The following is a 13,757-nucleotide window of genomic DNA, read 5'->3' as shown; positions in this document are numbered from 1 at the left end:
GTGCAGATGGGGGATAACTTCTACCTTGACGCGATCAGCACGGGCAGTGGGCCCATCCTGAAGATTTCCGGCTCGCCGGTCAGTGCCATTGCATGTGGCACCTGGGCGCCGATCGCGGCCGAGCAGACCGCCGGCGGATATTATGTGGCCTGGAAGGACTCGGTGTCAGGTCACTACACTGCCTGGAGCACGGATAGCAATGGCAACTATATCAATAATATCGTTCCTGAGGTGACGGGTACGAATGCGTCGTTTCAGTCGCTGGAGACTACCTTCCAGCAAGACCTCAATGGTGATGGCAGCATCGGTGTCCCCGTCAAAACTGTTGAGATGCAGGGCTCCACCAAGTTGGTGCAGATGGGGGATAACTTCTACCTTGACGCGATCAGCACGGGCAGTGGGCCCATCCTGAAGATTTCCGGCTCGCCGGTCAGTGCCATTGCATGTGGCACCTGGGCGCCGATCGGGGCCGAGCAGACCGCCGGCGGATATTATGTGGCCTGGAAGGACTCGGTGTCAGGTCACTACACTGCCTGGAGCACGGATAGCAACGGCAACTATATCAATAATATCGTTCCTGAGGTGACGGGTACGAATGCGTCGTTTCAGTCGCTGGAGACCACGTTCCAGCAAGACCTCAACGGCGACGGCACTATCGGGATTCCTGCAGCGCCTGCTGTGGCCGACGCATCATCCCTACCAGATTTTTTCCCGCCTCCTCAGGAAGGTTTCGCTTTCCAACCTGAGATCAAGCCCATTGGGCAGTTCGAGGCGCGTGGCTCAATCGACAGCCGATCGCCGGATTTTTCAAACGACCTGCCGGGCGCCGGATTTCACTTCGATCTGCAAGCGTTCTTCTCTGATCATGGGTCTTGGGAAAACCAGCAGAGTGATCTGGCCTTCTCCCATGTTGATGATGCCAGCCTATCCCACATGACCGAACTTCTGACGCGAGCGTTCCTGATTCACTAAAGCGCGATGCGATTAGGATGAATCGTCATCTGCGCTTTAGCCTCTGAGCATGATCTTTTCGGAAAACCGCTGCACACTTTTCCGGATCACGCTCTAAGCTGAAGGGTTCACATGCCAAGCGGGGCTCGATCTGCGCTCGAGTTCCGCTGCGTCGCATTCCCTTGGCTGTTCAACGGGCGCCACATTTGCCAATCAGGCGAGTTCGAGGATACGCTTGAAATAGGCGATCGTCTCCTTAAGGCCGTCCTCGAGCGCAACCTTTGGCTCCCAGTTCAGTACTGCCTTCGCCTTGCTGAGGTCGGGCTGGCGCTGACGCGGATCGTCCTGCGGCAGCGGCTTGAACTCGAGCTTGGAGCGCGAGCCCGTGAGCTTGATGACGTTCTCGGCGAGCTCGCGGATCGTGAACTCGGAATTGTTGCCGAGATTGATCGGGCCGGTGACGTCTTCCCCAGTCACCATCAACCGCATGATGGCCTCGACGAGGTCGTCGACATAGCAGAACGAGCGGGTCTGGCCGCCGTCGCCGAACACGGTGATCGGCTCGCCCTTCAGCGCCTGCACGATGAAGGACGACACCACGCGGCCGTCATTCGGCTGCATGCGCGGGCCGTAGGTGTTGAAGATGCGCGCGACCTTGATCGGCAGGCCGTGCTGGCGCCAGTAGTCGAAGAACAGCGTCTCGGCGCAGCGCTTGCCTTCGTCGTAGCAGGAACGGATGCCGATCGGGTTGACGTTGCCCCAATAATCCTCGGTCTGCGGATGGATCAGCGGATCGCCATAGACCTCGCTGGTCGATGCCTGGAAGATGCGCGCCTTGAGCCGCTTGGCGAGCCCCAGCATGTTGATGGCGCCGTGCACCGAGGTCTTTGTGGTCTGCACGGGATCGCGCTGGTAGTGGATCGGTGAGGCCGGGCAGGCCAGGTTGAAGATCGCGTCGACCTCGATGTAGAGCGGGAAGGTGACGTCGTGCCGCACCGCCTCGAACAGCGGATTTGCGATCAGATGGGCGATGTTGCGTCGGCTGCCGGTGAAATAATTGTCCGCGGACACCACCTCGGCGCCGGCATCCAGCAGCCGCTCGCAAAGGTGCGAACCGATGAATCCGGCGCCCCCGGTCACGAGGATGCGGCTGTTCCTGTAGTTTTCAAACGGCATGATCGGTTCCAGATTGTCCGCGGCGGGAGCGCCGAGTGGTATCGGCAACGGCCGGACTCGCCAATAGCGAAATGGGGTTGGATGGAGGTGTCAAAATACCTCTACTGTGCATGGGGTTGTTTTGTTTCTTCAATCGGCTCCCGCCATACCTCTAGAACTCCCGCCGCTTCAGCCAGGCCCGAGCCCCCCAATGGGCAAAGCACCAGGCCGATCGCGGCAAAGAGAGCTGCTCGACATTGCGATAGATCTGCCAGACCCATTTGGCCGAGCGCAGCGGGCGACTGGAGACCGAGGAGCCTCTGACCCGGTAGCGCGCCAGATCCTCGTTGAGGCCGTAGGCGGTATGGCCGCGCTTGAGGATCGAGAGCCATAGGCAGAAATCGTCGTAGCCCTCGTTTTTCATCGCCACGGGACCTGCAATCTCGCGGTCGACCATCGCGGTCAGCGTCGCGATCGCAGTGTTCTTCAGGAGCTGCCCATAGGTGAGCGAGACCGGCACCCCGATCAGCCGTCCGGCCACCGTGTTGGTCTCGTTGATGCGTCGAAAGGCGGTGTAGCTGAGGGCGGCCTGCTTTTCTTTCGCGAAGGCGAGCTGCCGCTCGAGCTTCTCGGGCAGCCACAGATCGTCGCTGTCGAGGAAGGCGAGATAGCGGCCCGTCGCCTGGTCGATCGAGGCCTGACGCGCCAGCGCCGGCCCGCCGTTCTTCGCCTGTCGGATCAGCTTGACGCGCGGATCGCGTACGCCGATGCCGGCGATGATCTCAGGGGTCTTGTCGGTCGAGCAGTCGTCGGCGATCAAGAGCTCCCAATCGGTGAATGTCTGGCTCTGCACCGAGCGGATCGTCTCCTCGATCAAGCCTTCGACGTTCCAGGATGGCGTGATGATCGAAACGAGCGGCATGGCGGGTCCGTTCAGTTCGCGCGGGCAGGCGCGGCGGTTGCGGCACGCAAGGAGGCCGCAAACGTGTCGAGCAGCTTGGTGTCGCTGACATAGAGCTCGCCCGGATAAGACCGTCGCCAGGCCGACTCGAAATAGGGTGCGCCCTTGGCGGGATCGAACGGCCCGGCGGTGAGCGCCGCGCGCAGCCGTGCGGGGACATCAGCCAGACGATCGACCGCATAGACCAGCGGGCAGGAGCGGTAGAACGCGTCGCCCATCACCACCACGGGCTTGCCGAGCAGCAGCGCTTCGGCGCCGGACTTACTGTTGACGGAGACGACGGCAGCGGCGCGATCGAGCACGGTGTAATTGTTGGTTTGCGGAGGCAATAGCACGAAATTATCGAATCGTCGCGCGAGCTCGAACAGGCGGGCGGCTGAGATTGCACCGATCTGGGCAGGATGCTCCTTCACCACCAGCACATGCGAATCCGGGATCGTGCGCAGCAGGAAGTCGACGGTTGCGACCTGGTCGAGATAGTCCGGCGAGCGTAGCGTCAGCGCCATATCTGCCGGCACGTGGAACGGATAGTAGACGAAGGGCTTTTCGGGAAGCGGCTGGTAGAGCTTGCGCAGCCGCGTCGCGTTGAGCGCCATCGCAGCATGCACCTGGGCGTGACGCAGATTGTGCCCGAATTCCTGGTGTTTGCCGAGCGCGAACTGGTCCCAGAGCTTCTCGACGAGACGGTTGGCGTTGCGCAAATTGACGACCTTCTTGAAGGCCGCCGAATAATGATGCTGATCCTTCTTAGGAATCACGATCGCGCGCTGCGTCAGCGTGTCGTCAAGATAGGCGCGTACGTCAGGGGAGATGGATTCTGCGGGCTCCGCCATCATATCGGGAGCGGAAAAGCTGTCCGGCGTGAAGTACATGCGGCCGCGAAAGAACGACGGCTCGATGAACCAGTTGCGGATGTTGCGGCGCCGTGCCGCGTAGAAGCTTGCGATCACCGAAAGAAAGCCGCCGAGCTCCTGCACGAGCTCGGCGCGCTTGCCTTGCCGCTCCAGCCGGTCGAGCAGCGTCTCCATCGCGTTGGCATAGATCATGAAGCGCCGGCGTAAGGCGGCAGTATCGCGGATGCCGAAGGTGAAGCGCTCATGGCTGAACAGAAAATTGGTCCCGTCCAGCCCGTAGGCCGCGACACGCGCATCGAACGCGCCGCGATCATCGGGCGAGGGGCCGGCCTCGAGGCTTTCGCGATACATGTTCGTGACCGGCACGCCCTCGGCCGCCGACATCTCGGCGCTGCGATCGTCGAAGGCAAGCAGCTCGACCTCATGACCCGCCGCGCGCAAGCGTTGCGCAACCGGAATCCAGAACCGCGTCTGGTATTCCGCGAGAGTCGTGATCAGAATTGTCTTGTCGGCGGGCATAACTGGGGCAGGGTTACTCTGTTGCGGTTTCCGCATATAGGAGCCTTTGCGATAGCTCAAGGGAGATTGAACGGGGTTCCGCCATTGAATCGTGGTAAGAGTGCCATAGACCCGGCTGTCGGGAATCCCGGACAGGAGACTGGCTCGAACTCATGGATAAAGTGGTCGTCTTTCGCGTCGATGCATCGGTCGAGATGGGGCTGGGTCACCTGACGCGGTGCCTTACGCTTGCCAACGCACTCGCAGGCAGGGAGGTCAGGTCATACTTCCTCATGCGCAGTCATGCTGCAGGCCTTAGGCATATGGTCGCGCGGGCGGGACACGCGGTCCGGCTTCTGCCTGACCCGGCCGAGCCGGCCCCCGAGCCAGGCGATCACGCCCTCCCGCACGCGCATTGGCTGCCGACGACACGGCAAAAAGATGCTGAACAGACGTGCAGCGCCCTCGCGGAGATCGGTCGGGTCGAATGGCTCATCGTCGATCACTACGCGCTCGATATCCGATGGGAACGCGCCTGTCGGCGCGACGGTTTGCGCATTCTTGTCATCGATGATCTTGCTGACCGCGACCATGATTGCGAGATGCTGCTCGACCAGAACCTCATCTTCCAAATGGAGGTGCGCTATCGTGATCGCGTCCCAGCTGCCTGCGTGCAGTTGCTCGGGCCGGGGTACGCGTTGCTGCGGCCGGAGTTCGCCGAGCAGCGCGCACTCCTCACCCCGCGAAACGGTGAGATTAGCCGCATCTTAATTTGCTTCGGCGGCTCCGATCCGACCAACGAGACCGCGAAAGCGCTGACGGCGATTGCGATCCTTGCAACGTCGCAGCTTGCTGTTGACGTCGTGATCGGCCCGTCCAATCCGAACAGAGATTCGGTCCATGCGCTTTGCCAACAAATGCCGAACGTGGCGCTGCATCCAAGCGCGAGCAACATTGCGGAGTTGATGAGGGGTGCCGACCTGTCGATTGGAGCGGGAGGCGTAATGAACTGGGAGCGCTGTTGCCTGGGGCTACCCGTGCTGGCCCTCGACATTGCAAAAAACCAGGTGCCGTCTCTGACGAGGTTGGCAAAGGAGGGAGCGCTTGTCCATCTCGGTTCCGCGGCCAGTGTATCGGCAGATGATATTGCCGCCGCGGTGAAAGCGCTCGCGGCGGATCGGGCACGGACCAGGCGTCTGGGCGAAGTCGCAGCGACGCTCGTCGACGGCGACGGAGCGGAACGGGTCTGTCGCGCGATTTTTCCCTGATTTGCAAGGCAAAGCAAGTCCGAGATCCGGTCGATTCGGTTGACTAATTGGCGATGCGCGCCTATGTGGGTGCTGCTTTCGGGCTCGCATTGGGGCGTATTCGAGTACGTTCGGCTTTGAAACGAGGGCAGGTTTTGGCCAAACAAGCGAGGGGCTGGGTCGCTGCCTTAGTGCAGTGGCGCCGCGACCCGTGGCTATCAGGAGCAATCGATGACGGGCACGATCGCAATTGCTGGACGCCTAATCGGCCGGGCGCACCAGCCGTTCATCATTGCGGAGATGTCGGGCAATCACAATCAGTCGCTTGATCGAGCGCTGACCATCGTGGAGGCCGCGGCGAAAGCCGGCGCCCACGCACTGAAGCTGCAGACCTACACCGCCGACACCATGACCTTGGATCTGGATCACGGCGAGTTCGTCATCGATGATCCGGACAGTCTGTGGAAGGGCAACTCGCTGCACAAGCTTTACGAGCAGGCCTACACGCCGTGGGGATGGCACAAGCCAATCTTCGAGCGGGCCCGTGAACTCGGAATGATCCCGTTCTCGTCCCCATTCGATGCCACTGCGGTAGATTTCCTGCAAGAACTCGGCGTGCCCTGCTTCAAAATCGCCTCGTTCGAGAACACAGATCTGCCGTTGATCCGCAAGGTTGCGTCGACTGGCAAGCCGGTCATCATCTCGACGGGCATGGCGACGGTGGCGGAGATAGACGAGGCTGTGCGCGCCGCACGGGAAGCTGGCTGCAAGGATTTGATCCTCCTGAAATGCACCAGCACTTATCCGGCTGTTCCTTCTGATACGAACCTTCTGACGATCCCGCATATGCGTGCGCTGTTCGGTTGCGAGATCGGATTATCGGATCACACGTTCGGTATCGGTGCCAGCGTGGCCAGCGTGGCACTCGGTGCCAGCGTGATCGAGAAGCATTTCACGCTCGCGCGCGCTGAGGGCGGGGTGGACTCGACCTTCTCCATGGAGCCCGATGAGATGGCCTCGCTGGTCGTTGAGACCGAGCGCGCCTGGATGGCGCTGGGCGAGGTCCATTATGGGGTGACCGAGAAGGAAAAGGACTCGCGAACCTTCCGCCGCTCGCTCTACGTAGCCGAAGATCTCAAGGCAGGAGATGTCCTGACAGAGGAGAACCTGCGGATCATTCGCCCTGGTCTTGGATTGCCGCCGAAGTATTTCGCGACCCTGATCGGCAAGCGCATCGGACGCACCGTACGCAAGGGCACGCCGATGAGCTGGGATCTTCTGACGGCCATCGACGATCAGGTTGCCGAGCCGCGAGAGGCCGTGCCGAGGAACGTCCGTGCCTGACCAGTCGCATGTCTGTCTGATCGTCGACAATCCGCTACGCGATCTCGAGGGTTTGGTTCTGCTTGGGCGGGAACTCGCTACTCGAGGTGTGCAAGTCACGCTCGTTCCAATGTACGAGCAAGGATCCGATGTTCCGGCGCTCAAACCGGATCTGGTGTTGTTGAACTACACGCGGCCGAACAATGCCGACTTAATCAAGCTCTACAAGCGAGCAGGTATACTGGTCGGTGTACTGGATACTGAGGGGATTGGCGGCCACAATGCCGACCAGTTCGCCACGCTGGTCAAGAACGCAGGCTCGACCGCTCTGCTCGACCTCTACTGCGTGTGGGGGCAGGCGCAACGGGCGGCCTTTCTCAAGCACGGGACCGTGCCTGCGCATATCCTTCGTGCGACTGGATGTCCGCGTTACGATTTTTGTGCGGGGCCATGGCGCGCGGCACTGTCAAGGCCGGCTGCCAGTGCGGGCTATGTGCTCCTCAATACGAATTTCCCGAGTGTGAATCCTCAGTTTTCAAACGGGCCGGATGACGAGGTGGAGACCATCGTCAACGCAGGTTATTCTAGGGACTACGCAAATCAGGTCATCATCGAAGCCCGACATGCCTATCGATCGACACTCGAGATGTCGATGAAGTTGGCGGAGCGTTACCCCGACGTGCATTTCGTGCTGCGCCCGCACCCATTTGAAAACATCAGATCATACGATGCATTGGGCGTCTATCCGAATTTTGAGGTGCGGCAGGAAGGTACGTCGATAGAGTGGATCAACGGGGCGCGCCTGCTGATTCACCAGAATTGCTCGACAGCCATTGAGGCGATGATGTTGGATGTCGAGCCGCTGAGCATGGAATGGTTCAATACGCCCTCCTTGCGTGTTCAGGCAGCAGCACAAGTGAGCCGGCCTGTCGGGTCAGAATCGGATCTGATCGCGCTGGTAAAGCAGGGGCTGGAAGGGCGGATGCCACCGGTTGCCGAGGAAACCCTGCAGCTCCGCCGCCAGATCACCAGTGATCTATTTACAGCTGTCGACGGCGCAAGTTCGATCCGTGTTGCCGATGCTATACTCGAAACTATCGCGGCGGCCCGTGGCAAGGTGCGTGTCGGCACCCTGCCGCGACTTTCGTCCCGCGGCCGCGCAGTTGCCATGACCCGAGCCGCGCTGGGATACAAGGCAAGCTCCGCCATACGTCGTCGTCTTGGCTCGGCGGAGATCGAGCTACGCCGTCAAAAGAAAGCGTTCACAGTTGACGCGGTCGGCGCCGTACTTCAGAGGATAGATGCTGTTGCTGCGGACGGACGACAATTTTTTGTCCGCGAGGTCGTTGGTGACACGCGATGGATGGCTCGGGTTATCAGCGGTGCCAGCCTGCAATTGATCGAAGCGAGCTGACGCGCTTATCGAGAAAATGCAGTGCTACTTTAAGGGCCGACACCTGCCAGAAATGCCTTGATACTTTTACGAGTAACCGATGCCAAAATACCAATGCGTTCCCTCCTTGTATGGCCATTCAGCTGATCCGATGCCCACCATCGCGGAGATCGAGAAACACTATCGAGAATCCTATTATCAAGACCCGACAGGGCAATACAAGAAGGAGTATGATCAAGCGGAGCTGGACTATTTCGACGATCGCGCAAGCGTCGCATTGGACTTCGCGACGGCTCATGGCGTTTCCAAGGGAAATGCGATTGATCTCGGGTGCGGGGAAGGGTTCTTCCTGAAGTCGGCGCATCGACGCGGCTTCAGTATTTTCGGTGTGGACCACTCTCTCGTGGGCATTGAACGGCAAAATCGCGATCTGATCGAAAATAACGTGGACCATTTCCATGCCGGGGACATTGGATCTCAGCGCTACTTCGAACACGTTTCGTTTGACCTGGTTTATTGCAAGAACGTCATCGAGCACGTCATTGATCCAGACATCATCATGACGCGCGTCGGCTCCTACCTATCTCCCGGAGGGCTGGCAATTATCGAAGTTCCGAACGATTTCTCGACGCTTCATTCGATCATATTCGGCGATGTCAGCAAGGAAGAGCTTCCGATCTTCGTGCCACCGGTACACCTGCATTATTTCACGACCAAAACGCTACCTGAGCTTGGCAGGCGCAACGGCTTCTCCGTCGTCGATTGCTTTGGCGACTACCCAATTGATCATCTTTTGATGGAAGAAGCTTTCAACTACTACAACGACAGAAAGCTTGGTCCATTCGCGCATTCCTTGCGACGAAAGTTCTTTCGCTATGCATGTAGCGTCGACGTCGAAGCCAGGCTCGCGTTGTTCAGGTCGATATTCGCGGCGGGATTGGGTAGGGATATTTGTATCGTGGTGCGGTGGCCCTGATCTACCGGTCCTGAAACGCGCCTCCGTCAATCGATGATGATTTCATCCGCGCATCGGTACATCCGTTTGCCAGGAGACGGTGGATAATATGGTCCGATTGGAAGCCCACGTGAATCGAGCAAGGACCAGATGAAGTCCTGAAAGCCGAGTTTGTGACGGAAACGGACCGTGCTCGAAAAGCGCGGATTGATCTCAAACACTTTTGGGCCATCGGCCGTCAGTCGAAGTTGCACGTTAATCGAGCCATTGAGCTTAATCGCGTCCGCGATGCCATGGAGTTGTAGGCGGAACGGCGTACTGTCCGCGACCACGGCTGCGCCGGTTAGTCCGCCCTGCAGCCGACGGCGGAGCGCGATCATACGGGTTTCGCCCGAACGGCTGCGGTACAGGCCACAGGTATATTCCTGGTCGCTCGGCAACAGCAACTCCTGCCACAAGTCGCCGGCCCGTGTTCGCGTGGCGATTTCGACGTCTTCCTCCGTGTTGACCTGCTGCAGGTCTTTGCTGCCTTGGCCGCGCCTTCGCTTTAGAATGCACGGCAATGCGATGGGCGGCGCTTCTCCGACGATGCGGGTCCAGGGGACCCCAAGTCCGTGCTCGGCAAGTCGATTGAACGTTGCATATTTGTCGAGACCAGTTTCGACGGCGAGCGGGTTTGCGGCCAGAACCTGTACGCCGGCGAAGGCATCAAGGTGGCCAGCTGCCAGCAAGACTGCGATCTCTGCTTCCGACATGGGTGCGATCACATCCACGCGGTGGTCAACGACGATTCGTTGAAGTGCTTCGAGATATGAATGGTCGTTTGCCCGCGGCGCCACTTCGCATACATCGAAGAAGGCGAGCCCCGCGTGATCGGCATGGATGTCGCAGCCGATGAGCCGGCGCACGACGCCTGCTTCACGCGCAATGCGACACAGAGCCAACGCGATATCGCCGCCGCACCCAGTTATCAGCATCGTATCATAGATCATCTCGCGGCCCTGTCTTTGTCGAATCGGCTGTCGGATTGCTTCGCTCGAGCACCTCCGCAAGATAGGGCAGATGAGGATCGCGTCGACGCGCTTCTTCGGCGAGAGGACGCGTGTCGTACGGTGTGCGCTTGATCTCCATGGCGCGCGTTGACGTGTCGATGCTGCACCAGCACGCAAACCCTCCGCGGTCGCGCGCCTGACCCACTGAGCCAGGATTGAGGAGCACGGGGCGTGCTCCGGCATTAAGCATGGGATAGTGCGTGTGTCCCATCAGCACGAGATCCGCACCGGCTACTCGGCAGGCGTCCAGTGTGGCGGCGCTCGAATCGGGATAAACATACTCATCGGGATCGCGTGGCGAGCCGTGGCACAGCTCCAGTGCAAGGCCTCCCAGATGAATTGTCGCCCGGTCGGGCAAGCGGATCAACCAATCGCAATCTTGCGGCTCGAGCGTTGCTGCAGCTAAATCCAGCGCGCTGCCGTATCGTTCTTGGTATGTCTGCATGGCGCGGTCGCTCCTGAGAGCTTCGGCGAACATCCGTTCGTGATTGCCTCGGATCGCAACGAAAGGCCACTGCCGCAACTCTTCAAGCACTTCGCTTGCGGCATAGTAATAGCCAATGAGATCTCCCAGCACGATCAGATACTGAATACCGCTCTTACGCGCCTCGACAAGTGTCGCACGTAGAGCCCCAGCATTGCCGTGGATATCGGCGAGCACCGCAATCTTCATAGCAGCCCGGCTCGCGCAAGGATTTCACGGGCAACATCGCGTGGATGCCGTAGCTTGGCTTCGGCCTCGAAGCTCAAAAACATGTGTCGCACCGGCAAGGCCTGATCGGCAGCACTCCGTAGCACGATTTGCATGTCGGTGTTCAGTACGCCTGGATCGATGTGCTCGACAACAACGTCGAGTCGCTCGGCGGCGAAGCAATCAAAGATCATCGCGGCCGCGGCCTTGCTTGCGCAGTATGAAGCAAGTCCGGGCAACGCACGGTGCGCCGCTCCCGTGCTTATGTTGAGGACACGCAACCTGATCCCCTGCGCGTCGGCCACCGCGAGCAGCTTGCGCGCCAGGATCGCCGGCGCAAGGGCATTGACTTCGAAGGCCTTTACCAGCGCGCCGGAATCGATGAAGCCCAGCGTGCCGATCGGCTCGACCGTACCGGCATTGCTGATCAGGACGATCTCATCGACGGTTTGCGGCAAAGCACTGGCAAGATCGATTTTATCGAGGCTTGGCAACTCGGAAAAGTCCGCTGCCACGAAGGTGCAAGCGTTCTTGGCTGCGGCGGCCTCATGCCGCGGATCTAGACGCCGACCTAACGCCATCGGTCGTGCGTCAGCCGCAATAAGCAGGTCGAGCAATTCAAAGCCAAGACCACGTGAGGCTCCAGTAACGATGATCGCGCGCTGTTGCTCCATGAGGATCTTCTCTTCTTACATCCTTCGGTATTCACCGATAGGAGCTGCTTTGCAAGACTCGGTCGGGGGTGTCGCCAACGATCTGCGAGTGTCGCGCAAGAAGAAGGTGACCTGTGACTTCGTTCGCCCGCCGCCCCGGGGCAACCCGTCGCGGGGCTGTAAGCCAAATCGGGGTCAAACCATGCGTGCTAAATAAGTAGTATAATACCGTAAGCGAGCTGCGGAGTTGGCCGAAGGTGAGCACCTTGGAACGCAAGGCGAGAGGGTTCTAATCATTGCGGGCTCCCCCCGAATCCGGAATGGTGAATGACCTGCGTCTATGCTAGCTGCGGGCCCTTAATAAGCCGATGGCGAGGCGAATTGACGATGCTGCAACGTTTCTTGCAGAACACGGCTATTTCGGCTGTGGCTTACGGGTTTGCAGGCGTATTGGGGCTGCTGGCCGTCGGCTTGATTGCGCGGTCTTACAGTCTCAGCGTGCTGGGTCTAATTGTGCTCGCGCGGGCGTTCCTGCCGGGTGGGTTTTTGTCATTATTGGACTTCGGGTTTTCGGAAACGGCCACTCAAGCGATTGCGCGAGGGCGAGTCGGCGATTGGCGCGCCGCGAGTGAGAAGGTTTCGCTACTAACTGTAATCGCGGCGGTGACTGGAACCATTTCAGGCATTGCACTCTGGATTTCGAGTGAGTCGCTCGCGGCAATTTTCAAGGTTGTACCCAATGAGGTTGAAGCGTTCAATTCTATCCTTGAAGTTACTGCGCTGGTGCTTCCAATCGCCTTCTTGGGCCTCGTTACGGAAGGAGCGCTTAAGGGATTTGAGGAGTACGGCTGGTTACGGTTGACGGAAGTCGCGACCAACGTACTTTACGTCGCTTCGATCTATCTAGCCATTTGGCGCGGGGCGCCGTTTGAACTAATTGCGTACTCATACCTCGCCACCACGATCATCGCGAAATATTTGGTGCTGGCAGTTGTCGTATGCAGGCTTGCACTCCCGACGCCGCTACGGTTCGTCGCATGGGGAGGCGCTAGTCGCAGGGATATCCTTTATCGCAGCTGGCTAATGTTCAACGGCAGGATAGTCGGCGTGTTGCAGCATACAGCGGCACCGCTTGCTATTGGCATTCTATTCAGTCCTGCAGAGGTTGGGACTTTTGATCTGATTACGCGACTGCCTCGCTTCTTAAAGGCGATCATGGCCCCCCTTTACTCTGCAATCCTTCCGATTTCTGCTCGCATCGAAGAAGCGTCGGATTCGCGGCGCCTTCAAATCCTTGGACGGAATAGCCTAGTCTTTCCCGGTGCGATTGCGTTGCCCGTTCTGATTGTGATGGCTCTTTTGTCGAAGCAGATACTGTATCTATGGGTCGGGCCGCAAAATGCCGAGCGATGGCAATGGCTAGCGCTCTCGCTATGTGTTCCTGCGACGACCATTCTGCTTGGAGGAGGACAGGCCGCGCTGATGGTCAGATCGGACTTCCTCCGCTACAACACCCGGCTCTTGTACCTGCAGGTCCTGACCCAATATCTCTTGATAGGAATGACGCTCCTTTGGTTCCAGGAGCGTGCGTTCATTTTTGGATGGGCTGTCTCGCACATCTTATTCGTGCCAGTGTTTGCGCACTACATGCTGTCTGAAATGGACCTCCGTGGCTCTCTATTTTGGAGGCAGCTGGTCAGGCATGCGGCCGTGGCAGCTATACTTGCAGCCCTTGTGGTCGCGTGCAAATATATCCACTACCCTGGTAATCTTGCTGAACTCGTTATATTCGGCGCACTGGGCTGTTTGGCAGCCTGGAGCCTAAGCTTTATGATCATTCTAACGAGGGATGAGCGACTGATGCTCGGGCGATTTGTGCGAATAATGACGAACCGGTGAACTCTCTGGGGCAGCGTATGAGTTACGACCTGGATGCACCTGTGCAATGCCAAGTTGCTTCCTTTTGCTTTCCTAGCGTAAACAGACCTCGGGCGGGCAGGGCGACTAAGTCGTTGAGGGAGAAG

At 59.1% G+C, this 13,757-nt stretch carries 11 protein-coding genes and 1 pseudogene; 6 read left to right on the top strand and 6 right to left on the bottom strand.

Features of this window, described 5'->3' with window-relative positions:
• A pseudogene (locus tag HZZ13_RS26045) lies at window positions 1–972 on the top strand (hypothetical protein); the annotation flags it as partial.
• Window positions 973–1,164: 192 nt separating this feature from the next.
• Here HZZ13_RS26045 and HZZ13_RS26040 read toward each other — a convergent pair.
• The 3 genes from HZZ13_RS26040 to HZZ13_RS26030 form a co-directional block, all read right to left on the bottom strand.
• Window positions 1,165–2,127 carry a UDP-glucuronic acid decarboxylase family protein gene (locus HZZ13_RS26040; protein ID WP_197962353.1) on the bottom strand — a complete coding sequence of 321 codons (963 nt, stop codon included), beginning with the start codon at window positions 2,125–2,127 and terminating at the stop codon, window positions 1,165–1,167.
• Between the two features lie 151 nt (window positions 2,128–2,278).
• Entirely contained in the window at window positions 2,279–3,028 is a 750-nt protein-coding gene (locus HZZ13_RS26035; protein WP_197962352.1) for a glycosyltransferase family 2 protein, read from the bottom strand.
• 11 nt (window positions 3,029–3,039) lie between these two features.
• Window positions 3,040–4,440: a capsular polysaccharide export protein, LipB/KpsS family gene (locus tag HZZ13_RS26030; RefSeq protein WP_197962351.1), complete on the bottom strand. Its 1,401-nt coding sequence runs from the start codon at window positions 4,438–4,440 to the stop codon at window positions 3,040–3,042.
• Between the two features lie 152 nt (window positions 4,441–4,592).
• Between HZZ13_RS26030 and pseG the strand changes: the two genes are divergently transcribed.
• From pseG to HZZ13_RS26010, 4 genes are all read left to right on the top strand, one after another.
• A complete protein-coding gene (gene pseG, locus HZZ13_RS26025) occupies window positions 4,593–5,687 on the top strand; it encodes a UDP-2,4-diacetamido-2,4,6-trideoxy-beta-L-altropyranose hydrolase (protein WP_197962350.1) in 1,095 nt (364 codons plus the stop codon).
• A 210-nt stretch (window positions 5,688–5,897) separates the two neighbouring features.
• Window positions 5,898–7,010: a pseudaminic acid synthase gene (pseI, locus tag HZZ13_RS26020; RefSeq protein WP_197962349.1), complete on the top strand. Its 1,113-nt coding sequence runs from the start codon at window positions 5,898–5,900 to the stop codon at window positions 7,008–7,010.
• Window positions 7,003–8,403 (top strand): surface carbohydrate biosynthesis protein, encoded by a 1,401-nt coding sequence (locus tag HZZ13_RS26015; RefSeq protein WP_197962348.1) that lies wholly within the window; start codon window positions 7,003–7,005, stop codon window positions 8,401–8,403. Before pseI ends, HZZ13_RS26015 begins: the two co-directional genes overlap by 8 nt.
• 79 nt (window positions 8,404–8,482) lie before the next feature.
• Entirely contained in the window at window positions 8,483–9,358 is an 876-nt protein-coding gene (locus tag HZZ13_RS26010; RefSeq protein WP_197962347.1) for a class I SAM-dependent methyltransferase, read from the top strand.
• A gap of 26 nt (window positions 9,359–9,384) precedes the next feature.
• Here HZZ13_RS26010 and HZZ13_RS26005 read toward each other — a convergent pair whose 3' ends face one another.
• The 3 genes from HZZ13_RS26005 to HZZ13_RS25995 are packed head-to-tail and all read right to left on the bottom strand — an operon-like array spanning window position 9,385 to window position 11,754.
• Complete coding sequence (locus tag HZZ13_RS26005; protein ID WP_197962346.1) at window positions 9,385–10,329, bottom strand: ATP-grasp domain-containing protein; 945 nt, start codon at window positions 10,327–10,329, stop codon at window positions 9,385–9,387.
• Window positions 10,319–11,062, bottom strand: coding sequence for a metallophosphoesterase family protein (locus HZZ13_RS26000; protein WP_197962345.1), 744 nt, complete (start codon window positions 11,060–11,062; stop codon window positions 10,319–10,321). The genes HZZ13_RS26005 and HZZ13_RS26000 overlap by 11 nt, the downstream gene beginning before the upstream one ends.
• The gene (locus HZZ13_RS25995) at window positions 11,059–11,754 is read right to left on the bottom strand and encodes an SDR family NAD(P)-dependent oxidoreductase (RefSeq protein ID WP_197962344.1); all 696 of its coding nucleotides are present in this window, start codon (window positions 11,752–11,754) and stop codon (window positions 11,059–11,061) included. The genes HZZ13_RS26000 and HZZ13_RS25995 overlap by 4 nt, the downstream gene beginning before the upstream one ends.
• Window positions 11,755–12,120: 366 nt before the next feature.
• Here HZZ13_RS25995 and HZZ13_RS25990 point away from each other — a divergent pair, with 366 nt between their 5' ends.
• Window positions 12,121–13,632 carry a lipopolysaccharide biosynthesis protein gene (locus HZZ13_RS25990; RefSeq protein WP_197962343.1) on the top strand — a complete coding sequence of 504 codons (1,512 nt, stop codon included), beginning with the start codon at window positions 12,121–12,123 and terminating at the stop codon, window positions 13,630–13,632.
• Window positions 13,633–13,757 lie beyond the last annotated feature (125 nt).

Source organism: Bradyrhizobium agreste (assembly GCF_016031625.1).
GTDB lineage: Bacteria > Pseudomonadota > Alphaproteobacteria > Rhizobiales > Xanthobacteraceae > Bradyrhizobium > Bradyrhizobium agreste.
This window is presented reverse-complemented; position numbering and strand designations above follow the sequence as displayed.

Coding starts and splice junctions, on each gene's coding strand:
- HZZ13_RS26040 (WP_197962353.1), bottom strand. CDS start 2,127: ATGCCGTTTGAAAACTACAGGAACAGCCGCATCCTCGTGACCGGGGGC.
- HZZ13_RS26035 (WP_197962352.1), bottom strand. CDS start 3,028: ATGCCGCTCGTTTCGATCATCACGCCATCCTGGAACGTCGAAGGCTTG.
- HZZ13_RS26030 (WP_197962351.1), bottom strand. CDS start 4,440: ATGCCCGCCGACAAGACAATTCTGATCACGACTCTCGCGGAATACCAG.
- pseG (WP_197962350.1), top strand. CDS start 4,593: ATGGATAAAGTGGTCGTCTTTCGCGTCGATGCATCGGTCGAGATGGGG.
- pseI (WP_197962349.1), top strand. CDS start 5,898: ATGACGGGCACGATCGCAATTGCTGGACGCCTAATCGGCCGGGCGCAC.
- HZZ13_RS26010 (WP_197962347.1), top strand. CDS start 8,483: ATGCCAAAATACCAATGCGTTCCCTCCTTGTATGGCCATTCAGCTGAT.
- HZZ13_RS26005 (WP_197962346.1), bottom strand. CDS start 10,329: ATGATCTATGATACGATGCTGATAACTGGGTGCGGCGGCGATATCGCG.
- HZZ13_RS26000 (WP_197962345.1), bottom strand. CDS start 11,062: ATGAAGATTGCGGTGCTCGCCGATATCCACGGCAATGCTGGGGCTCTA.
- HZZ13_RS25995 (WP_197962344.1), bottom strand. CDS start 11,754: ATGGAGCAACAGCGCGCGATCATCGTTACTGGAGCCTCACGTGGTCTT.
- HZZ13_RS25990 (WP_197962343.1), top strand. CDS start 12,121: ATGCTGCAACGTTTCTTGCAGAACACGGCTATTTCGGCTGTGGCTTAC.